Annotated in this window: 21 protein-coding genes; 12 read left to right on the top strand and 9 right to left on the bottom strand. The window is 63.8% G+C overall.

Annotated elements, in window-relative coordinates:
* Positions 1 to 269: 269 nt before the first annotated feature.
* Complete coding sequence (locus tag OXC99_06695) at positions 270 to 2,069, top strand: AIPR family protein (protein MCY4624668.1); 1,800 nt, start codon at positions 270 to 272, stop codon at positions 2,067 to 2,069.
* Between the two features lie 105 nt (positions 2,070 to 2,174).
* On the opposite strand, the gene OXC99_06690 is transcribed toward OXC99_06695, so the two are convergent.
* Both OXC99_06690 and OXC99_06685 read right to left on the bottom strand, forming a co-directional pair.
* Positions 2,175 to 2,924 carry an SDR family oxidoreductase gene (locus OXC99_06690; protein MCY4624667.1) on the bottom strand — a complete coding sequence of 250 codons (750 nt, stop codon included), beginning with the start codon at positions 2,922 to 2,924 and terminating at the stop codon, positions 2,175 to 2,177.
* 153 nt (positions 2,925 to 3,077) lie between these two features.
* The gene (locus tag OXC99_06685) at positions 3,078 to 3,971 is read right to left on the bottom strand and encodes a cytochrome c biogenesis protein CcdA (protein ID MCY4624666.1); all 894 of its coding nucleotides are present in this window, start codon (positions 3,969 to 3,971) and stop codon (positions 3,078 to 3,080) included.
* A gap of 148 nt (positions 3,972 to 4,119) precedes the next feature.
* Here OXC99_06685 and OXC99_06680 point away from each other — a divergent pair, with 148 nt between their 5' ends.
* A complete protein-coding gene (locus OXC99_06680; GenBank protein MCY4624665.1) occupies positions 4,120 to 5,568 on the top strand; it encodes an MFS transporter in 1,449 nt (482 codons plus the stop codon).
* A gap of 1 nt (position 5,569) precedes the next feature.
* Here the strand turns inward: OXC99_06680 and OXC99_06675 are convergent, their stop codons facing one another.
* The 5 genes from OXC99_06675 to OXC99_06655 all read right to left on the bottom strand — a co-directional run bounded on the left by OXC99_06675 (position 5,570) and on the right by OXC99_06655 (position 10,349).
* Positions 5,570 to 6,736, bottom strand: a complete 1,167-nt coding sequence (locus OXC99_06675; GenBank protein MCY4624664.1) for a pyridoxal phosphate-dependent aminotransferase — start codon at positions 6,734 to 6,736, stop codon at positions 5,570 to 5,572.
* A gap of 150 nt (positions 6,737 to 6,886) precedes the next feature.
* Positions 6,887 to 7,348 (bottom strand): hypothetical protein, encoded by a 462-nt coding sequence (locus OXC99_06670; GenBank protein ID MCY4624663.1) that lies wholly within the window; start codon positions 7,346 to 7,348, stop codon positions 6,887 to 6,889.
* Positions 7,349 to 7,357: 9 nt separating this feature from the next.
* Positions 7,358 to 8,566 (bottom strand): amidohydrolase family protein, encoded by a 1,209-nt coding sequence (locus tag OXC99_06665; protein MCY4624662.1) that lies wholly within the window; start codon positions 8,564 to 8,566, stop codon positions 7,358 to 7,360.
* A gap of 491 nt (positions 8,567 to 9,057) precedes the next feature.
* Entirely contained in the window at positions 9,058 to 9,339 is a 282-nt protein-coding gene (locus OXC99_06660; protein MCY4624661.1) for an antibiotic biosynthesis monooxygenase, read from the bottom strand.
* A 203-nt stretch (positions 9,340 to 9,542) separates the two neighbouring features.
* The gene (locus OXC99_06655; GenBank protein ID MCY4624660.1) at positions 9,543 to 10,349 is read right to left on the bottom strand and encodes a hypothetical protein; all 807 of its coding nucleotides are present in this window, start codon (positions 10,347 to 10,349) and stop codon (positions 9,543 to 9,545) included.
* Between the two features lie 338 nt (positions 10,350 to 10,687).
* On the opposite strand from OXC99_06655, the gene OXC99_06650 reads away from it, so the two are divergent.
* The 8 genes from OXC99_06650 (at position 10,688) to OXC99_06615 (ending at position 14,377) form a co-directional block, all read left to right on the top strand.
* The gene (locus OXC99_06650; protein ID MCY4624659.1) at positions 10,688 to 10,972 is read left to right on the top strand and encodes a carboxymuconolactone decarboxylase family protein; all 285 of its coding nucleotides are present in this window, start codon (positions 10,688 to 10,690) and stop codon (positions 10,970 to 10,972) included.
* Between the two features lie 102 nt (positions 10,973 to 11,074).
* Positions 11,075 to 11,356: a hypothetical protein gene (locus OXC99_06645; protein MCY4624658.1), complete on the top strand. Its 282-nt coding sequence runs from the start codon at positions 11,075 to 11,077 to the stop codon at positions 11,354 to 11,356.
* A gap of 219 nt (positions 11,357 to 11,575) precedes the next feature.
* Positions 11,576 to 12,493 (top strand): hypothetical protein, encoded by a 918-nt coding sequence (locus tag OXC99_06640; protein MCY4624657.1) that lies wholly within the window; start codon positions 11,576 to 11,578, stop codon positions 12,491 to 12,493.
* A gap of 104 nt (positions 12,494 to 12,597) precedes the next feature.
* Positions 12,598 to 12,915 carry a non-heme iron oxygenase ferredoxin subunit gene (locus OXC99_06635; GenBank protein MCY4624656.1) on the top strand — a complete coding sequence of 106 codons (318 nt, stop codon included), beginning with the start codon at positions 12,598 to 12,600 and terminating at the stop codon, positions 12,913 to 12,915.
* A 6-nt stretch (positions 12,916 to 12,921) separates the two neighbouring features.
* Entirely contained in the window at positions 12,922 to 13,209 is a 288-nt protein-coding gene (locus tag OXC99_06630; protein MCY4624655.1) for an acylphosphatase, read from the top strand.
* Between the two features lie 25 nt (positions 13,210 to 13,234).
* On the top strand, positions 13,235 to 13,975 hold the full coding sequence (gene arsM / locus OXC99_06625) for an arsenite methyltransferase (GenBank protein MCY4624654.1): 741 nt from the start codon (positions 13,235 to 13,237) through the stop codon (positions 13,973 to 13,975).
* 3 nt (positions 13,976 to 13,978) lie between these two features.
* The gene (locus tag OXC99_06620; GenBank protein MCY4624653.1) at positions 13,979 to 14,128 is read left to right on the top strand and encodes a hypothetical protein; all 150 of its coding nucleotides are present in this window, start codon (positions 13,979 to 13,981) and stop codon (positions 14,126 to 14,128) included.
* An 18-nt stretch (positions 14,129 to 14,146) separates the two neighbouring features.
* Positions 14,147 to 14,377: an OsmC family protein gene (locus tag OXC99_06615; protein MCY4624652.1), complete on the top strand. Its 231-nt coding sequence runs from the start codon at positions 14,147 to 14,149 to the stop codon at positions 14,375 to 14,377.
* Positions 14,378 to 15,565: 1,188 nt separating this feature from the next.
* Here OXC99_06615 and ilvD read toward each other — a convergent pair.
* Positions 15,566 to 17,251, bottom strand: a complete 1,686-nt coding sequence (gene ilvD / locus OXC99_06610; GenBank protein ID MCY4624651.1) for a dihydroxy-acid dehydratase — start codon at positions 17,249 to 17,251, stop codon at positions 15,566 to 15,568.
* A gap of 183 nt (positions 17,252 to 17,434) precedes the next feature.
* Positions 17,435 to 18,232: a hypothetical protein gene (locus OXC99_06605; protein MCY4624650.1), complete on the bottom strand. Its 798-nt coding sequence runs from the start codon at positions 18,230 to 18,232 to the stop codon at positions 17,435 to 17,437.
* Positions 18,233 to 18,459: 227 nt separating this feature from the next.
* On the opposite strand from OXC99_06605, the gene OXC99_06600 reads away from it, so the two are divergent.
* A complete protein-coding gene (locus OXC99_06600) occupies positions 18,460 to 19,803 on the top strand; it encodes an MFS transporter (GenBank protein ID MCY4624649.1) in 1,344 nt (447 codons plus the stop codon).
* A 4-nt stretch (positions 19,804 to 19,807) separates the two neighbouring features.
* A partial coding sequence (locus OXC99_06595) for a Gfo/Idh/MocA family oxidoreductase (protein ID MCY4624648.1) occupies positions 19,808 to 20,511 on the top strand: 704 nt, incomplete at its 3' end.

Genomic DNA, 20,511 nt, shown 5'->3' with positions numbered 1-20,511 from the left:
TGCTTAAGGAGGATCCTAAATTGCACCCTCTCTGATGATAGGCCATAATCTACGGATGTTCTGTCTGGCCCACCAACATCATACCCTTGGCACAAGGACTCTCTACTCTAATTTCGAAGGTTTTCTCCGATCCCCGTAGAGTGCGAACCCGAATCAAGTTCGGTGGTTAGTAGCCCATTGAGGCATGCACTTGAGGCGCAATGGGAAAATTATCCTGCGCCTTGCCCGCCAGCATTGCATAGTAGCGGAATCTTGGGGAGGCACAAGCGATGCAAAACGATTCTGGCTTTGTTCAATGGAAAAAGGAACTTCTACAACAAATAGACGCCGAACCTGACACCGTGGCCAAGGGAGATTCCTTTGTCCAACTCGTTCTGCGTTACCGTTACCAACTATCTGACGATGATGCCGTTAACGCGACCGACATGGCAGGGGGCGGTGATTATGGTATTGACGGGCTGATAGTTGAACCCTCCGAAGATGCCAATCCTCCGCATGGAATAATTGTGCAGGGCAAATATGGGACTGCTGGGTTGCAGGTATCTCCCCTTGATGAGTTCAGGAAGTTTTCCGGGGGTCTTGATCGGACTAGGAACGGAGAGCCCCTCACTGATGCACTTGAGCAGTGCGCTTCTGTGCTCCAATCTGGAGGTGCCCTTCAGTACATAGTGGCAACGGTGGATCTGTTGACTGAGGCTCAACTGGGCGCTCTGGATGATGCACGAGCAATCGCAAATCAACGTTATGGCCTTAGTGTCAGCCTTGAAGCCATATGCCTTCAGGATTTGTACGACGAAATAGGAGGAGAAGAGACTCCTGAGAGTAGTGTTTTCCTGACCTGCAAAGGGGTCTCTGTAGAATCAAAGACCTATGTCGGAGTAGCTACGCTTGTTGACGTGTATCAGATGCTCCGTCAATATGCACAACTTCACAATGCTTCCGTTGACAGTATCTACGATCGGAACGTGCGAAAGTGGCTAGGGAAAAGAGCCAAGTCAGTAAATGACGGTATTAGCAACACACTATTGAAGAGTCCAAAAAGCTTCATTGCCTACAATAATGGCATTAGTGTGGTATGCAGGAATTTTGAGTCAACAAGTGAAGGATTACGCATCGATTCACCGCAAATCGTGAATGGCTGTCAAACAACCAGAACACTGTTCGATTTCATGGAGAATCGCTTTGCGGGAGTTCAAGCAAAGCTGACTGTACTGCCAGATGCAGGGCCTTACCGAGAGGCGTCACTGGCTTTCAAATTGATCGCAGTGGATGATTTCAACAGTGACTTTGTTAGGAACATCACTAGATTCTCCAACAAACAGAATGCAGTGCGAGGGCGTGACTTCCTAACCCTTGAAGAAAACTTTCACCGACTTAAGACGGCCCTTCGGGAACAGGGGTATTTCTTGGAGGTACAAACAGGTGAGTACAATGTACTACCCAAGGCAGAGAGGCAAAGGTTTGCTCAAGACCGATTAATCAATGCGTTTGACGCGCTACGATTTTATGGAGCTTCAGTCTTGAGCAAACCACACACAGCGTTTGGGCGAAGCGGAGAGTTTACACCCGGGGGTAGTGAATTCGAGGAAGCAACCAAGGACCTGACTCAAGATGATTTGCTTATCCCGTGGCTCATGGCAAGGCACGCCATGGAGCGGGGGTATTCAATAGGTTCAAAGAAGAATGCAACGCTAAGCGATTATCGGAACCAAACCCGATACCTTTACCTCTATGTAGTGTTTAGGATAGCCAGTCAGGTGCTTAACGGTTCACAGCAGATCGATCGGTCGAGTCGTGACGTGTTCTATGGGCAACTGGCGCAGCTAAGAGATGACTACGTTGCCAACGATGAAGGGAACACTGCCTTCGGGGCAATTTTGGACATAGCTGACGACTTGGTTGCCACCTATATGGGCCTGGCACATCAATTACACTGGTTCTACGATCGGAACGCGTTTCTGAAGAGCCAAGAACTCTTAAATGAGGAGAGAATAGCTCAAGCAAGCGGACAGTTGTTCTTGAAAGCGGGAGAGCTGGAGGAAAAGGTGAGAGCAGCGCTTGCACAGTAGGGTCACTGTGCGCTTCGAATGCAATTTTCTGTAGGTATTCGAAGACCCTTCACTCATCTGAGCGAACTTCTTGTTGCCCCGAGGTTGAACGAAAGGTTGCGGAGCCTAGTGCATGCCGGCGCCGCCGGTGACGGCGATCATCTGGCCGGTGATGTAGTCGCTGTCCTCCGAGGCGAGGAAGACGACGGTGCCGGTGAGGTCCTCGGAGACCTCACGGCGGCCGAGGACGTTGGGAGAGGGAGGAGGAGTCTGCGGGGCGCGCTCGTCGCGGGTGACGACGGCGCCGCTGTTGGTGCCGCCGGGCGCGATGGTGTTGACCTTGATGTTATCCGCGCCGAGCTCGCGAGCCAAAGCTCGCGTCAGACCCGTGACCGCAGCCTTGGATGCGACGTAGTGGGGAATGCCGGAGCCGCCGAAGAACCAGATGGCGGAGCCGATGTTGATGATCTTGCCGCCGCCCTGCTCGCGCATGTATGGCACGACGGCCCGGGTGCAGAGGAAGATGCCCTTCACGTTGACGTCCATGACCCTGTCCCACTCGTCAAGGTCGACTTCCAGCATGGAGCGGGCGGTCAGGCCGTCATAGATGCCGGCGTTGTTGACGATGCAGTCGATGCGGCCAAAGCGCTCCACCGCTTTGCGGGCCATCTCGAGAGTGTCCTCCTCGTTGGCGACGTCGGTGTGGAGGGCGAGGACTTCGGCGCCGGCCTCGATGCACATCTCGGCAGTGTTGCCACAGTCGCGGATGTCGCAGATGACGAGCTTGGCGCCTTCCTGGGCGCAGCGGAGGGCGTACGCCTGGCCGATGTGGTGGGCGGCTCCCGTGATGATGATCACCTTGTCCTGCAGGCGCATGTCGGCCTCACTTTCGAAGCAGCTGGCAATTGCGAGTCTGGGCGCATTGTAGCCGCGTCGAGCGACTGTCTCAAACGCGCGTGGCTTGGTCGAGGAATAAAGTACAGCCGGCCCGAGCACTTGCCCGGACCGGCTGTCTGCGTTTGGGTGAGGCTAGAGGAGGTCGAGGCCGAGGGTGAGCCAGTAGAAGATGATGTACGCGCCTGCCAGCAGCATGATGGCGGCGCTGGCGGGCTGGATGTACGGCAACGCCTTGCGCAGGCCGCCGACCATCGCGCCCTTGAAGACCGCCATCCCGAGGGTCAGGATGAGGATGACGGAGCCCATGCCGAGGCCGTACAGGACGAACTGCCCGAGGGCACTCAGGAAGCTTGTGGTGGTGCCGAAACCTACAACGGCGATGAAGATGGGCAGGGTGCAGCTCAGCGAGGCCGTGCCATAGCTCAGCCCGAAGAGGAAGTAGCTGCGGAGGTTCGTCTGGCGGGCGTCGCCCATGTGGGACGCGGCGCGACTGAAGGCGCCGATGTTGAGCTTTCCGCCCAGCAAGACCCACGCGCCCGCAAAAGTAAGCACCACGCCGATGATCAGTCCCAGCCAGGGGATGACAGACCGGATTGTCGTCAGTCCGGCGGAGAGAACGATGCCCACGCTGCCAAAGAGCAGGAGCATGCCTGAGGTGACCAGGAGGCCGACAATGGCGGCTTGCCGGAGTCTGCTTGGCGTGGAGGCCGCTCCACCGGAGTCGGCAGCGCCGAGGTAGAGGCCAAGGTAAGCGGGCAGCATCGCGAACCCGCATGGGTTTACGGTAGAGACCATCCCGGCTGCGAATGTGAAGCCGAAGATGCCGACGTTGTCCAACTTGTCACCGGACATGCCGGACAGGCCTTCAATGAAACCGTTGACGCCGCCTGTGGCCTCGGCTCCCGATCCGGAGAGGAAGGCGCCCACGGTGGCGATGCCAACGGCGGCACTGCCCACCAGCAAGGGAAGAAACACGCCTCGGAACCACGGGGCCTTGTACCATTCTGACTGCGTTGTTGCGTCCATTCCGTACCCTCCAATGTCCTAACCTCATTATATGACGGCACATTGAAGACGTCATATGCCTCGTAGTTGCGTTATAGAGCCCGAGTGCAGGGCTGTTCCACACGCCGCGCTTTGCCGCTTGTGCTGGGCGAGAGTAAACTCGGAGGGTATGGCCGCTACGAATCTGAACGCCTCAGCCGCAACGAACCCTCGCGCAAGCTTCGTCTCAACATGGCTGCCGCTTGGGCTGGCGGCGATGTGCACGCTGGTGTTCACGATGGACGGCTCGATGAACATCATCGCGCTGCCGTCCATCGCGTCCGAGTTCCACGCCTCCCCCGCCGGCGCGGTGTGGGTGGCCGTCGTCCTCCAATTCATGATCCTTGGGCTGGCGCTGCCGGTGGGCTCGCTGTCGGCGGGGTTCGGTCGGCGGCGGCTGTTTGTGATTGGGCTTGGCGTCTTCCTCGTCGGGCTGGTGGCCTCGTACCTGTCGCCGAACCTGCCGATGCTCATTGCAGGGCGGGCGGTGCAGGGGCTGGGGTGCGCGCTCTTTCTCTCGACGCGCAACGCCATCGGCATGGGAGGCTTTCCTGAGCACCGGCGAGGGATGGCATTGGGGGTCATCATCGCCGCGGTGGGCATCGGTGCGGGGACGGGTCCCCTGCTGGGCGGCCAACTCATCGACGCATTCGGCTGGCGCTCCATCTATATTGCCGCCGCGCCCCTCGCGGTGACGACGACCCTGCTGGCCGTCGTCTTCCTGCGGCGCGAGCAGCGTCTGCCGCTGGCGAACTTTGACTTTCTCGGCGCGGGGCTCGTCTTTGTCGGGCTGGCTTCGCTGGTGGTGGCGCTGAATCGCACGGCGGACTGGGGCGTCACCTCGGTGGGCGTAGTCGGGCTGGCGATTGTCGGCGTCGTCGGGGTGGCGCTGTTCGCATGGCAGCAGGCACGGGCCACGACGCCGGTGCTGGAGCTGAGCATATTCCGGAGCCCGGCCGCCGTCGTGACGAGCCTCTGTCTAGTGCTGCAGGTTATGGGACAGAGCGCGGCGACGCTGGTGTTGCCCTTCTTCATGGTGCACGCACTGGGCATGAGCGCGACGTTATCCGGAATCCTCTTCGCGATAGCCCCAGCCTTCATGTTTGCGGGAAGCACCGTGGCTGGACGCCTGTCCGACCGAATTGGCGCGGGGCCGGTCATGGCTGTGGGGATGGTCGGGCAGGTCTCCGGCGCACTGGTGCTGGTTACGCTGAACGAGACCTCGGCGCCGTACCTGATAGGCGTGGCGCTGGCGCTCATGGGCGCTGGGTCCGGGTTCCTGCAGACCTCGGCGGGCGCGGCGCAGATGAATGCCGTGCCTCCCGCGCACATCGGCATGGCGTCGGCGCTGTTCATCGGGCTGATCATGCTGGCGGCGACGGTCGGCGGGACGCTGGGCGGCATCCTGATGAGCACGGGCGACATCGAGACGGCGCGTGCCGCGCAGGTGGCCGAAGCCTACCACCGCGTTGCGTTGTCGGGCATCGCCATCCTGCTGGTTGGCATGGCCGGGTCGGTGTACTACTGGGTCGGCAGCCGACGCTTGTGGCGGGCGGGCGGCGTCGAAGCGGCGGGCTAGCTTACAGCGACTCCACCATGTCCCGCAGCCGCTCGATAGCCTTCTGGATGTTGTCGATCGAGTTGGCGTAAGAGAGCCGCACGCAGTTGTTGCCATAGCCGCCAAAGGCGCTGCCCGAGAGCACGGCCACCCCCGCTTCCTGGAGCGCCCTCGCCTCGAACTCGCCGCTGGAGAGGCCTGTGCCACTGATGCTGGGGAAGGCGTAGAAGGCGCCCTCGGGCATGGGGCAGGTGACGCCGGGGATGCTCCGCAGTCCCTCGACCACGACGTCGCGGCGCTTCAGGAACTCCTCCCGCATGGCGCTGACGGTGTCCTGCGGGCCCTCGAGGGCGGCGATCATCGCCATCTGGGAGAAGGCGTTGGCGCACGAGACGCTGTTCACGGCGAGCTTCGTCACCCCTTCGACGAGCGGCTGCGGGAAGACGCCGTAGCCGAGGCGCCAGCCGGTCATCGCGTAGCTCTTCGACAGGCCGTCCAGGATGATGGTGCGGTCCTGCATGCCGGGCATGGCCGCGATGCTGACGTGCGAGCCGGAGTAGAGCAGGTCCTTGTAGACCTCGTCCGAGAGCACGTAGGCGTTCGACTTTTCCTGCACGATCTCGGCGATGGCGGCGATCTCCTCGCCTGAGAGGACGGAGCCGCAGGGGTTGTGGGGCGAGTTGAGGATGACGAGGCGGGTGTTCTCATTGACCAGCGATGCGAACTCGTCAAGGTCCGGGTGGTAGTTGAGCTTGCCGCGCAGGGGCATGGAGACGGGTTTGGCGCCGCAGAAGTTGACCATGGACGCGTAGATGGGGAAGCCGGGGTCGGGATAGATGACCTCGGCGCCGGGCTCCGCGAGGGCGAGAAGCGTGAAGAACATGATCGGCTTGGCGCCGGGGGTGATGATCACCTGCTGCCAGTCGTACTCGAGGCCGCGGCGCTCGCCGGCGTTGCGGGCGACGGCCTGGCGGACCTCGGTGATGCCGGCGGAGGGGACGTAGTGCGTGTAGCCGGCGTTCAGAGCATCGATCGCCGCGGCCTTGATGTGGGGCGCCGTCTCGAAGTCGGGCTCGCCGATCTCGAGGTGGATGACGTCGACGCCCTGGGCCTCCAGGGCCTTGGCCCTGGCGAGCACCTCAAAGGCGGACTCCGTCCCCAACCGGCCCATGCGTTCAGCGAGTTCCATGGCGTGACCCCCAATGCGTCAATGTGCGTAGGAGCAATGCCCCCGTTCTAGGGTACAGGGAGATGGCTTGTGCGTACCAGCCAGCGAGAGAATTGGCCTATCGCTCGGGTGCGGCGCCATTACCGGCGCACTACTGTCTTCTGATTCTTACTATGTGAGCCTCGTCAGGAGATCAGCGAGGCTGGCGTCGGTGGGGAGGAAGCCGTCCCACTCGGTGACGCCGCCGGAGCCGTCGGGAAGGTTCATGACGAACTGGATGGGAGCGCCTTCCGGTGGGACCATTAGCACGAGCTCCTCGCCGGACGTGCCGTCCCAGTCGACCTCGACGCTGCCGTCGACCACCGGGACGACCAACGGCTCCGCGATGCGGTTGCCGTAGAGGCGGTCGGCGAGGAGGAGCAGGCAGGCGGCTGAGCTGATGGCGGCTTGGGGGATGGGGAGGCTGTCGTCGTCGCGCCAGCCAAAGCCCAGCTTGGCGAAGAGGGACAGGCGCTCGGCGGCGTCGGCGTTGACCTCGCGCAGGGCGTCAAGCGGGTTGGTGACATAGAGGCTGGCCGAGACGGCTGGGTCTCCGGCGGGGCCGAGGAGCCGCTCGAATTCGGCGGCGTTCACTGGGGCCCGCTACACCGTGATCCGGTTGCAGAGGCGGAGGGCGTTCTCGCCGAGGATCTTGCGCTTGGCGGTGTCGCTGATGCCCTCCCACTCGACGACCTGGTTGACGGCCTCGGGCCACGCCGTGTCGCCGTGGGGCCAGTCGGAGGCGAAGAGCAGGACGTCCTCTCCGACACGGTCGACGACGTAGTCGAGCGTCGACTCCCAGGTGTCGATGCCGTGGAAGTACTGGCCGCTCTTGCGGACGATCTCACTGGGCATCTGCTTGAGCAGGGGCACGTGGCCGGGCGACATGATGTAGTGGGCGTCGAAGCGGTCCAGCACGGACGGGAGCCAGCCGGCCGCTGTCTCGACCACCGCGACGCGGAGGCGGGGGAAGCGGCTGAGGACGGCGCCGCCGACCAGGGCGCCCATCGAGGCCATGCCGGCCCAGGGGTTGGAGAGGCCGTGCTGCAGGAACCACGTGCCCTGCAGGTCGAAGGTGCCGGGCTGGTAGGGCGGGCGAGCCGTGCCGCCGTGGATGAGGATGGGCAGGTCCAGGTCCTGCGCCACCTGGTAGATGGGCATCAGCGCCGGGTCGTCAAGGAGCATATTGTTGGGGCCGTTAGGGGGCATGTAGATGCCGACCATGGTCTTGTCCTCTGACCAGCGGCGGACCTCCTCACATGCCTCGAGGGGGTCGCGCATGCTGGCGACGACCGTCCACTTCAGCCTGTCCGGGGCCTGCGCGGAGAAGTCGTGGACCCAGCGGTGGTAGGCGCGGTAGAGGGCGCTCTCGAAGCCGACGTCGTGGAGGGCGCAGTAGCTGGACACGTGTGTGGGGAAGATGACGTCGATGTCGACGTAGGAGTCGTCCATGCCCTGGAGGCGGGCCTTGTAGTCCCAGCTGACGGACTGGTCGATGGGGCGGAGCTCGCCGCGCTCCGGACGGCCGAAGTTCCGGCGGCCGCCGGTGTGCTGCAGGATGAACTCGCGGCCGACGCTGCCGAAGCCGTCATGGTCGCCCATGGGGTTGTCGGAGACGATGGGGGCGACGACGGCGTAGCGGCTGGACGCGATGGCGGCGCCGACGCCCTTCTCGGCGTTGGAGTCCAGCGCGTGCTTCATCCGGGCGAACTTGTCACGGTAGTCGGCGTCGATGTAGTCGCCGTAGATCTTGGCGGGCTCTTCCCGCACGTGGGAGTCCATGTCGACGACGGTCCAGCCGTTCCAGGCCATAGCGCACCTTCCAGTCTCTATCTGATGGCGAACGAGAACCATTGTAGCACGGGGTTTGCCCATGCCTGAATGGAGCGATCCAACACCGGCTCAGGGCGACCCTCTTCCGAGAACCTCAGGACAGGCCTCGACGGGCTCAGGGCGGGCGGTGGCAGAGGGGGGATTGAGTTGAGTTTCGGAGTGAAATTCTGCGTGATGATGCTATCTGAAAGCGCTGCGACCAGCTTGACTCGAATATCGCTATTGGGCATGGCAAATGGCAGCTGCCCGTAGCTGGAGCCCGATTGTGTTGCATTAAGCCGCAATGCGTTGCAAGAGACAACTCGTAGGGGAATCGGGTTGTGTTGAATTGGCCCGTGGCAGTCAATCCTGCGGGCTTTGGTCATGGCGTGCGCGTTACTGTGGCGCATACGACAAGCGTCCATGCGGCTAGCGTACGGTCGCACGGGTCACAGGCGCAACGCCCGCGTGGCAGGGCCGGCGGCGGGGCGCTAGATGATGCTGACGTACTCGCGATGCCCAGTGCCCTTGCGGAGGTGGGAGATGTCAACGCCCTGCTGCTGAACGAGGATGCGGTGGGCGTCGAGGGCGGCCTCGTTTTCCCACTCCTCGTGGAGGATGAACTGGTTTGGGTTCTCGACGTTGCGGTAGAAGGAGAAGTTGATGCAGCCGGGCTCCTGCCGGATGCCGGGGCAGCGGCCCGCATAGCTCGCGGCCAACTCGTCGCCGCGTCCTTCGACGGCTTCCATGAAGATGTTCATCCAGATTGCCACGTTACGCCTCCTTGAGGGATATCGGATGGCGCACAGGGTAGCACATCGCATGGGACGGGGTTAGGCTTCGCCTCAGAGCGTCAAAGGGATAGCGCCGTAGGGGGGCGGATTCAAATGACGCAAACGAGGCCCAATCATTTGGCCAATGGCTCATCAGTGACCGGTGGGGCAGAAGAAACCCGTGTATTCAGGGGCCCACTCTCCTAGAGGTCGAACCTCGTGAAGAACTCGAAGAAGTCCAACTCGCAGACCATCTCAAAGGTCACCACCGGGCCGCTGCGGTCAACGTCTGCGTCATCGCAATCACGGGGAAGGTCGTCGTCCTCGATGTCGTCCTTGAGGTCATCCTCCTGGTCCTCGGCGTCGTCTTCATCCTCATACAGAGCAGTCTGGACGAGCTTCATTTCATCCGAGCCCGCTTTTTCGAGGGAGCTGGCAGCGAGGCAGTCGCTTCCGCACTCAGTGACCACAACAAGCTGCCCTCCAGGGGTATCGGAGACGATGTCTTCCACCTCGTCGTACAGGGAGGATGAACCGCGGTCCATGCGGCGGAGGACGTCCTCCATGGTGTCTTCATATTCCGCTATCAGCACCCTGCCGCCGTCAAGGAAGGCTACGGCTTCCCAAGAACGGGAGGTGTCTATCCAGACCTCGATGCCCCGGATCTCGTCATCGTCGTAGTCCTGGTCGTCCAGCTCGTCCCTGAGGTCGTCGAGGTCTTCCAGGCCGCCCAGGAGGAACAGGTCGTCGCCGTCCGTTTCTCCGTAGACGAGGTATGTGAGGTCCTCCAGCTCGATGTCAAAATCGTCCTCGAAGCCCGTGTCATCCCATTCGCCCTCTGCGTCGCGGCGTATGGGCCTGAGGTCGTCGTCATCATAGAGGGCGGCGACGTCAGCGTACACCGCGCCTTCGGCGTCGCGGGGAAGGAGGCGCAGCATGTCTTCGACGGCGCCGGAGCCGCCCCCGCCGCCGCAGGCAGCCAAGGCGAGGAGCAAAAGTGCGGGGATCACGGCGATAAGCCCTGTCCTGCTTGTCCTTTCGCCGCCTTGGGGAAGCAACTGACAAGTTTCGTCGGGTGACATCGGCAACTCCTCATCTTTTCTGATGGTTAGCGAGTTGCGCAATAATTGCAAATGTCAATGGTTCCTTTGTGTCGGGTAACGGTATACCACATTCACCATACCGTCAAGGCGCGCAACACGTATTGCATCCTGTGGCATGGACGTTCAGCAATCGACGCCGGCCTGCCGTGCGCCTGAATATGAGAGCGATGCCTGTTGACAAGCGTTCGGCGCAGTGCTGTCATGGGCCAAACCCCAATTACATGCCGCAATGGATGGAGGCGCGTATGCCGTGGATCAAGATCATCCGACCGGAAGAGGCGGAAGGGGAGTTGAAGGAGGTCTATCGCAAGCTGGCGGCGCAACGGGCGGGCGAGGCCATCAACCAGGCGCGGGAGGCCACGACCAGCCCGCCAGCCACGCCGCCGATGCTGCACAGCCTGAACCCGAAGGCGATGTGGCACACGGCCGAGCTGATGTGGGAGGTCATGCGCGGCGAGTCGCGGCTCTCGACGGCGCAGCGGGAGATGATCGCGACGGTGACCTCGGCGACGCTCAACTGCCGGTTCTGAACGGTCGCCCACGCAGAGTTTCTGCGGCAGGAGGGCGGCGACGACCTGACCACCGAGCAGGTCAAGGACGATTGGCGGAAGGCGGACCTGTCGGAGGCCGAGGTGGCGATGCTGGAGTGGGTGGAGAAGCTCACCCTTGCGCCGAGCATGATGACAGAGCAGGACTTCCAGGGCCTCAAGGACGCCGGGTGGTCGGACCGTGACATTCTGGACATCGCCCATGTGTGCGCGTACTTCAACTTCCGCGTCCGTATGGTGGACGGCCTCGGCCTGGAGCTGGGCGACTGGCAGCTAGAGCGGGCGGCGGCCGGGGCGGAGCGGGCCTCGGCGCTGGCGAGCAAGCGCGGCGTCGCCATGCCCGCCGACCCGTGGGGCGTGCGGTAGGGCGTGGGGTAGAGGGCGCAATGCAGGGCAACTACGAGGGTTTCTCCTACAGCGCGGCCCTCTGGATACCGGCATTCGCCGGTATGATGGATGTGAGAATGCCCTTCGGCGGGTCCAGTGAGAGCGGCGGTCAATCCGATGAGAGCGGGGGGTCAATTGACGCGCCCGCTCGCGAGTGAAACAATTACTGGCGGTTCACCAACGTTACGGAGGCATAGTATGACTACGCAGGCAGACCTTAAGAAGGTACGGGTTTCCATGATGAATGCCGTCCATGACCTGGCGGTGTTGGTGGCCCGAGACGAGGGACTGTTCAACGAGCAGGGGCTGGACGTCGAGGTCGTGACGACGCCGGGGACGGCGCAGGTGGGCGCGGACCGGCAGGCGATGCGCGACGTCATCTTCGACCGCACGATGGAGTCGCTGTACAACACCGGCGACGTGGACCAATTCCGCATGTGCGAGTGGGGCATCATGAAGCGCACGGTGGAGGCGGAGGACGCGGGTCAGCGCGCGGCGAAGATCGTGGCGCTGGGCTCGGCGATGTCCACCTTCGCCATCATCGCGGCCCCCAACAGCGACTACTACGAGCCGGAGCAGTTCAAGGACGTGCCCATCGCCGTCAGCCCGTACAACGGCTCGCACTTCACGACGCTCAAGCTGCTGGAAGGGTTCGTGGCGAAGGACCACATCAAGATCACCAACGCGGGCACGATGCAGGAGCGGTTGTCGGCAATCGCGAACGGGGACGTGGCGGCGGGGTCGTTCATGGAGCCGTGGATCAGCGTGGCACAGAAGCAGGGCTTCCGCATCATCATGGAGAGCCACTCGACCCGCAGCGAGGCGGCGGGCGACGAGTTGGACGGGCCGACGCTGGCGGCGATGTTCCGCGCACAGGCCGCGGCCGCCGACATGATCAACAACAACCCCGAGAAGTATGAGCACTACTTCCTGGCCGAGGCCAAGGGCCTGCTGGAGCCCGGCGAGCTGCAGTCGTGGCGGCTGCTGTACGGGCCGCCCGTGCCGTACACGCGGGAGCGCTTCGACTACACGTACAACTGGATGCTGAGCTACCCGGATCTGGTGACGCCCGGCGCGACGTACGAGAGCACCGTGGACAACCGAGCCTGGGAATAGACGAAACTTCGGCCGACCATTCATCGCCGGCCTTCACGGGCCGGCGATGTGTTTCATGGGGACTCTCGGCAGTCGTCTGCACGAACAATGAATCGGAGGAACCAATGGCGGACTTTGAAGCGGTCTTGAAGGTTTCCGACCTGCCACCGGGCGAGGTTGCCAAGGTGGAGGTGGGCCTGACTCCCGTGATTGTCGGTAACGTGAACGGCAGCTACTTCGCGGTGGGCAACACCTGCCCGCACGCCGAGTTGCCCATGATCGAGGACCGCGGCGAGCTGGACGGCGAAGTGGTGGAGTGCGAGTACCACGGCAGCCAGTTCGACGTGACCACAGGCGGCGTCGTCAATGGGCCAGCCGTGCTGCCGGTTCAGCAGTTCGCGGTCAAGGTTGAGGGGGACGACATCCTAGTCGGGCCGGCATAGCGCGACATGACGGAGGATGGCCCCGAACGGCTATACGCGCTGGTGCGGGGCCGTGTACAGGGGGTGTACTTCCGGGCATTCGTGCAACGGCACGCGGCGTCGCTGGGACTGCACGGCTGGGCGCGCAATCTGTCGGACGGCTCGACCGTCGAGGTGGTGGCCGAGGGGCCGCGAGCGTCGTTGGACGCGCTGCTTGAGCAGCTCCGCAAAGGGCCGCCTAGCTCGCGGGTGGATGTCGTGGAGGAGAGCTGGCAGGCGGCCGAGGGGCTGGACGGGCCGTTTCGGGTACGCTGACCACATTCCCGTAACAGGAGGCGTTATGAAGTCACCAATTGAACTCAAGGTAGTTGTGTCGCAGTCGTACGCAGACCGGCTTCGTGAGGCGGTCGAGGGAGACGCGGCCTGCTGTGCCGGCGACGCCGAGTCGCTGGCGGCATACCCTGCCGAGGCGCTGGAGAAGCTGCCGGGGAGCGTCGTGACCTTCGGGTGCGGCAACCCCGTCGCGCTGGCGGGCATGCGGCCGGGCGAAACGGTGCTGGACCTGGGCAGCGGCGCGGGACTCGACTGCTTCCTGGCGGCGGAGCAGGTGGGCGAGCAGGGCGCGGTCATCGGCGTGGACTTCACGCAGGACATGATCGACAAGGCGACGGAGAACGCCGCGAAGCTCGGACTCGGCAACGTGACGTTCAAGCATGGGGACATCGAGGCGCTGCCGCTGGAGGACGCGATTGTCGACGTGGTGATGTCCAACTGCGTGATCAACCTCGCGCCGGACAAGGACGCCGTTTTCCGCGAGGCCTTCCGCGTGCTTCGGCCCGGCGGGCGTCTGGTGGTGTCGGACATGGTGCTGACGCGGCCGGTGACGGAGGACGAGATGAACGACATGGCGCTGCTGAGCGGCTGCATCTCCGGCTCGCTGCCCGACACCGAGTACGCGGACACGGTCCGGCGGGCGGGGTTTGCAGAGGTCACCCTGGAGGGCTCGCCGCCCGGTGGCGACGGGTGGGACGGGCAGTTCTGGTACAGCGCGACCATTTCCGGCGTGAAGCGGCAGGCCTGAGCCATGACAACAGTAACCGTGCACTCAGTCGGCGGCACTCGGTACGTGGCGGAGACGCCGTTCGGCAGCTTTGCCGCGCACGAGGCGCCGCCCACGGGCGACGGCGCGGCGCCGGATCCGCACAGCCTGCTCCTCTCGGCGCTGGGCACCTGAACCGCCGCCACCCTTCGGCTGTATGCCGAACGCAAGGGCTGGGCGCTGGGTGAGGTGACCGTGGAGGTGTCCATGGAGCACGACGCCGCCAAGGGCACATCGGGCTCAGTCGTGCGCAAGCGCGTGCACGTTACCGGCGACATCGATGAGGGGCAGCGCGAGCGGCTGCACCGCATCGGCGACCGGTGCCCGGTGCAGCGCATGCTGGAGGGCGGGCTGCAGGTGGATTCGGCGCTGGAGGCGGGGTAGGAGACGGGCGCCCTTTGGCAGGGTCAGGGGCAAGGGTCGCTAGTAAGGTGGGTCACAGCGTCGCCTCCGCCCAGCGATCCAGACAAGCCCCACCAATAGCCCTATAACCGAAAGGTCTGCGCTGTCAGGTGATGGCCCACACCCGTTACTAGTTTTCATATTGTCCGCCCCAAACCAGGGAACGGTGGGTGTCGGTGCGATTGTGCCCTCCAATGGAGCCTGTCCCTCACCTAGCTCAGCCACATGATCTGCAGCACTCGGGAATGGCAGTGTCGGGGTACACCCATATAGTTCAAATTGGTCTCGCAAGTACACTACATATTGGGTGCCCTTCACAAGGGGCGCCACATTAATTTGTCCGTAATCAGACCTGACAAACATTGTCTGGTACACCGGTCCTTTCCAGACAGTCGTGACGTTAAATTCGTATATCCGATCCCACCCAAGGTACTTGGCCTCGTCTTCCTTTTTCACACTTGAACTTATCGAGACGACACGACCCAAAAAGACGGAAGAGGACCTTGCCAATTCTTCGGAAGGTGATCCGGGTTCGAGGCAACTGAAAGCATCAACCCGTTCCAGATGCGAAAAGAGCAAGGTACCGGCCAATAGAACAACAGTCGACACGCGAACCACTGGGAAAGCGAAAACGCGCAACATAACTACGTCACCTTGAACGAAACTCCAAGTCATTGTACCAGCCAGAGGTAGGGAACTCGAGTGATCTCGTCCTTTGTGGATTTACTTCGCCTGACCCCCAGCCGAGGCCCATGTGAATCGAAAAGGCTTGGGGCTTGGTGCGGGAGAGCGCCTGCTCGCCATGGTCCCATTACGTTACCCACAGCAACTGACCTGCTCCCCGCCTTAGATTCTCTCCTTCGCAAGAACGACGAGTGGAAGTGCATGCGTCCGTTCGTGTGACCCTTCGACTGGCTCAAGGCGAACGGTTCAGGACACACCGCCCTTCTGGGTTCCGGCCTGCGCGGGAACGGCGAATTGGGGGTGGGTCAGGGTGAAGGGATGGGCTAGTGGGGTTGGTCGCGTTTGTCGTGGTTCCTGCGCAGGAACCACAGGTATGGGGGCGGGTGATGCGGCGACCGTTGGGCATACAGTTTCTGGATACCGGCGTGCGCCGGTATGGGGGACAGCTGCGCCCCGCCGTACCACCCCTCTGGGTCCCGGCTTTCCTTAGCTGGTGACAGCGCCCTGGGACGCTGTGCCGACGAGCTTGGCGTACTTGGCCATGACGCCGACCTCGTAGGGGATGGGGCGCGGCTGCCACGCGGCGCGGCGGCGGGCCATCTCCTCGTCCGAGATCTCCACGCTGAGGTCGCGGCTCTCCACGTCGAGGTGGATTATGTCGCCCTCCTGCACGAGCGCGATGGGGCCGCCGACCGCGGCCTCGGGGGCGACGTGGCCGATCATCGGGCCGTGGGTGGCGCCGGAGAAACGGCCGTCGGTCAGGAGCAGGACGTCGTTGCCGAGGCCCGCGCCCATGATGGCGCCGGTGACGGCCAGCATTTCCTGCATGCCGGGGCCGCCCCTGGGGCCCTCGTAGCGGATGACGACGACGTCGCCGGCGTTGATCTCGCCGCGGGTGACGGCCTCGAAGGTGGCGCGCTCGCCGTCGTAGACGCGGGCGGGGCCGCGGTGCTGCAGGTGCTTGGTGCCCGACACCTTCATCACGGAGCCCTCGGGCGAGAGGTTGCCGCGCAGGATGACGAGCCCGCCGGTGGGCGAGCGTGCGTCGGAGACCGCGTGGACCACGTCGCCGTCTGCGGCAGGGATGTCGAGGTCGTCAAGGTTCTCGGCGACGGTCTTGCCGGTGCAGGTCATGACGTCGGGGTGGAGCATGCCGGCGTTCAGGAGCTCTCGCATGACGACTGGCACGCCGCCGACTCTGTCGAGGTCGGACATAACGAAGCGCCCGGCGGGCCGGAGGTCGGTGAGGTAGGGGGTCACGCGGCTGAGGCGGTCGAAGTCGTCGATCTTCAGGTCGACCTTGGCCTCGTGGGCGATGGCGAGGAGGTGGAGGACGGCGTTGGTGGAGCCGCCCATGGCGAGGACGACCATGATGGCGTTCTCGAAGGCATCCTTGGTCATGATGTCGCGGGGCTTGATGCCGAGATCGAGCATGTTGTAGACGGCTGCGGCGGCCTGGTGGGCGATGCCCTCGTTCTTGGGGTCGACGGCGGGCACTGACGCCGCGCCGGGGAGGGACATGCCCATGGCCTCGATGGCGGAGGACATGGTGTTGGCGGTGAACATGCCGGCGCAGGCGCCCTCGCCGGGGCAAGCGATGCGCTCCATGGCAAAGAGCTCCTCCACCGTGAGGTTGCCCTTGGACCAGGACCCCACGGCCTCAAACATGTCCTGGATGTTGATGTCCTTGCCGAGGTAATTGCCGGGCAGGATGGCGCCGCCGTAAACGAAGATCGAGGGGATGTTGAGGCGGGCCATCGCCATCAGCGAGCCTGGCATGTTCTTGTCGCAGGCGGCAACGGCGATGAGGCCGTCCATGCTCTCGCCGAAGCAGACGGTCTCGATGGAGTCCGCGATGACCTCGCGGCTGACGAGGGAGGCCTTCATGCCCTCTGTACCCATGGATATGCCGTCTGAGACGGTGATGGTGCCGAAGAGGAAGGGGAAGCCGTTGGCGCGCCGGACGCCCTCCTTGCAGGCCTGGGCAACGCGGTCGAGGTGGACGTTGCAGGGTGTGACGTCACTGGCGAGGTTGGCGACAGCGATAAACGCGCGGTCCATGTCGTCGTCGTTCATGCCGACGGCGCGGAGCATCGCCCGGGCGGGCGCGCGGTGCGGGCCGTCCGTGACGATGCGGCTCATGTGCTTCACGTCGTGCTTGGTGGTGGTCATGATCTCTTCCTCCCGACAGGGCCGCACCCGCAGAACGAGGGCGGCGGATTTCGTTGGGGAAAGTGTGCACCATGTGAGCGATGGTCTGCAAGTGAACGCAATGGCCCAGCCCGTTCTGCAACCCTTCGACAAGTTGAGGCGAACAGGCTGGGCCCCGCACGTTCCGGAGTCCCAGGCGCGCGGCTAGTCTTCCACGACGAGCACAGTGAGCGTGGTGTTCCGCAGCAGCGGACCGATGTCGGCTCGGTTGAAGCCGAGCAGGTAGATGGTGTGGGCGCCGGCGGGCAGGGAGAACACGCTGCCGATGGACACCGGGATGCTGTGGGGGAGCTGGAGGTTGTTCAACTCGAACTCCCGGGAGTCGGGGGGTTGCCGCAGCTCGGTATTCAGGGCGAGCCGGAAGTTGTGGCCGCATTCCAGGCCAAGGGGGCAGGTGACGGAGACAGTGGCGTTGGCCAGCACCAGGACCTTGGCGGGGTTCGCCAGGGTGACGGGCTGGGAGATGACGCCGACCCAGGCGCCGCGGCTGACGGCGAGGTCATAGTTGGTGCCGCCGAGGTTGGCCGGCGGGGCCAGGATGGTGAGGTTGCCGTCCTCGCCTTTCACGCCGGGAGGGCCCTGGGCGCCTCGCTCGCCGCGCGGCCCCTGGGCGCCGGACTGGCCGGGCGGGCCAATGGGGCCGGTGTCGCCCTTGGGTCCCTGCGAGCCGGTGGGGCCCTGGGGTCCCGCAGCGCCTGTATCGCCGTCGCTGCCGTCGTCGCCCTTGGGCCCTTGGGGGCCAACGGCGCCCTGAGGGCCCTGCGTCTCCGAGAGGCGGTTGGTGAGCGCCTGGTTGACGAGGTTGGCAAGCTCGGCCTGGGTGGGGGTGCGGCCGTCCTGGCCGTCTTCGCCCGCCGGACCTGACTCGCCCTCCGGTCCCTGGCATGCAAGCAGCAGGGCGACGGTCAGGAGCAGTAGTACAACAACAAATAGTCTTCGCATCTAACTACCTCCCGGGCTGCGCCACAGCGGACGCGGCCCCAGCAGTAACTGACGCATCACCGGCGGTTGGGCCCGGCGATACGGTTGCCGCCACGCGGCCTGACGCCATTGTATCACCTCCGTCCAGAACCGGGAGAAAGACCAAATGCAGCGGGCTGTATATTCCTCTTTACCTCTCTCGTATACTGTGTAGGTTGCTCTCCCAAGACACATCCTGCACCTAAGGCATGCCCTTGACGACATCCAACGCCGAGCTCTCACAGCGGCCCCCTTGGCAGGCGAGGCTGCCTTTCTTCTTCGGTTGGGTTATTGTCGCGGTCATTTTCCTGCGTGCCTTCACGACGGCCGGGGCCATTTGGTCCACCGCAGTTCTCTCCGTGCCTATGCAGGAGGACCTGGGCTGGAGCCAGTCCGCCATCTTCCTGGGCATCACGCTGCGAACCCTTGGCGCCGCTGTTGGGGGGTTCTTCCTCGGCCGTTTCCTCGACTCGCGGCGGGGCGCGCCATTCCTGGCCGTGGGCAGCGCCTTCGTGTCCGGCTTTGGGATCATCGCAGTGTCCTTCGTCACCGAGGTGTGGCAGTTCTGGCTCATCTTTGGCGTGTTGAGCGGCGTGCTCGGCGCGGGGCCGGGCGCGCTGATGCAAGCCGCGATTGTGCCCGAGTGGTTCGTGCGGAAGCGCGGACGCGCAACGGCGCTGGCGTCGATGGGCACTGGGTTGGCGGCGTTTCTGCTGCCCTTCACCGTGGCCAACGTGGTGGAGGCGCTGGACTGGCGGACCACGTTCCAGTTGCTGGGCGTCATGACCCTGGTGTTCGCGGTGTTGCCCGCAATGCTCATCAAGACGCGGCCGGAGGACGTGGGCTTGCGGACGGACGGCGACAAGGAGGGCTCGGAGGCGGCGGCGCGGGCACGCGCGGCGGACACGAGCCTCACAGCCGGTGAAGCTTTCCGCACGACCACTCTGTGGCTGCTTGTTGGCGCCGTATTCTTTGCCAGCTTCTCCCCCACCGCCTTCCCCGCCAACTTGACGCCGACGTTCAGCGACAAGGGATTCGACCTTACAACGGCGGGATTTGCCTTCAGCGCATACGGGTTCACAAGCTTCTTCGGACGCTTCTTCTGGGGCTGGCTTGCCGACCGCATGCACATTCGCAAGACCCTGCTCATCGTCTGCGCATGGAACGGTCTGACCGTGCCCCTTCTGCTGCTCTTGCCGGGCACCAGCGTGCTTGCCGCGGGCGCGATTGCCGGGTTCGGAATCGGCGCCTGGGTGGGCCTCAACCAGGTGGTCTGGGCGGCCTACTTTGGGCGGGCGAACCTCGGCGCCATTGCCGGCCGGGTCAGGCCCCTCATCACACTGTCCGGCGGCACGGGGCCGTTCCTTGTGGCCGCAATGGCCGATTTCTTTGGCGGCTTCGGCGTGGGCATCGTAGTCATGGCGCTGAGCTGGTGGGCGTCTTCCTTCTTCCTCTTCATCGTCCGCCCCGTCCGGCGCCCCATGCTTGCCGACGCGCCTCCGGCCGAGGCAGGCGGTCCCGCCAACCAGGCAAACCCGAGTCAGGGAGGGTAAGACAATGGCGACAGAGCAACAGCGACTCCGCATCGGCTTCATCGGGCTTGGGATGGCAGGGTCCGGCATGGTGCGGAGTATGGTGGAGCACCCCGACGTGAGCATCGCGGCGGCCGCGGACCGGCACGCCGAGCCGAGAGAGGCCTTCGCGCGGGACTTCGAAGCGGAGGTGTACGAGGACGCTGAGGAGCTGTGCGAGAGCCCCAACGTCGACTTCGTCTACGTCGCGACGCCGCACCAGTTCCACAAAGAGCACGTCATCATGGCGGCCGAGCACGGCAAGCACGTCATAGTCGAGAAGCCGCTCGCGCTGACGATGGAGGACTGCGACGCCATCATCGAGGCCGTCGACCGCACCGGCGTCAAGGTGATTGTCGGGCACACCCACAGCTATGACCCGGCCATCCGCGTCATGCGGCAGATGATCGCGAGCGGCGACTACGGCCGGCTCGGAATGATCAACACCTGGAACTACACCAACTTCCTCTACCGGCCACGGCGGCCCGAGGAACTGGACACGTCACTGGGCGGCGGGATCCTCTTCAACCAGGTGCCCCACCAGGTGGACAGCGTGCGGGTGCTTGGCGGCGGCGTCGTGAAGAGCGTACGGTCGGCGACGGGCGTCTGGGACCCCGACCGGCCGACGGAGGGCAGCCACCTGACGTTCCTGCAGTTCGAGGACGGGGCGGCGGCGTCGCTGGTGTACAG

The organism is Chloroflexota bacterium (assembly GCA_026713825.1).
Taxonomy (GTDB): Bacteria; Chloroflexota; Dehalococcoidia; order Lucifugimonadales; family UBA1127; genus UBA1127.
The sequence above is the reverse complement of the archived record's forward strand: the minus strand, read 5'-3'. Positions and strand labels throughout refer to the sequence as shown.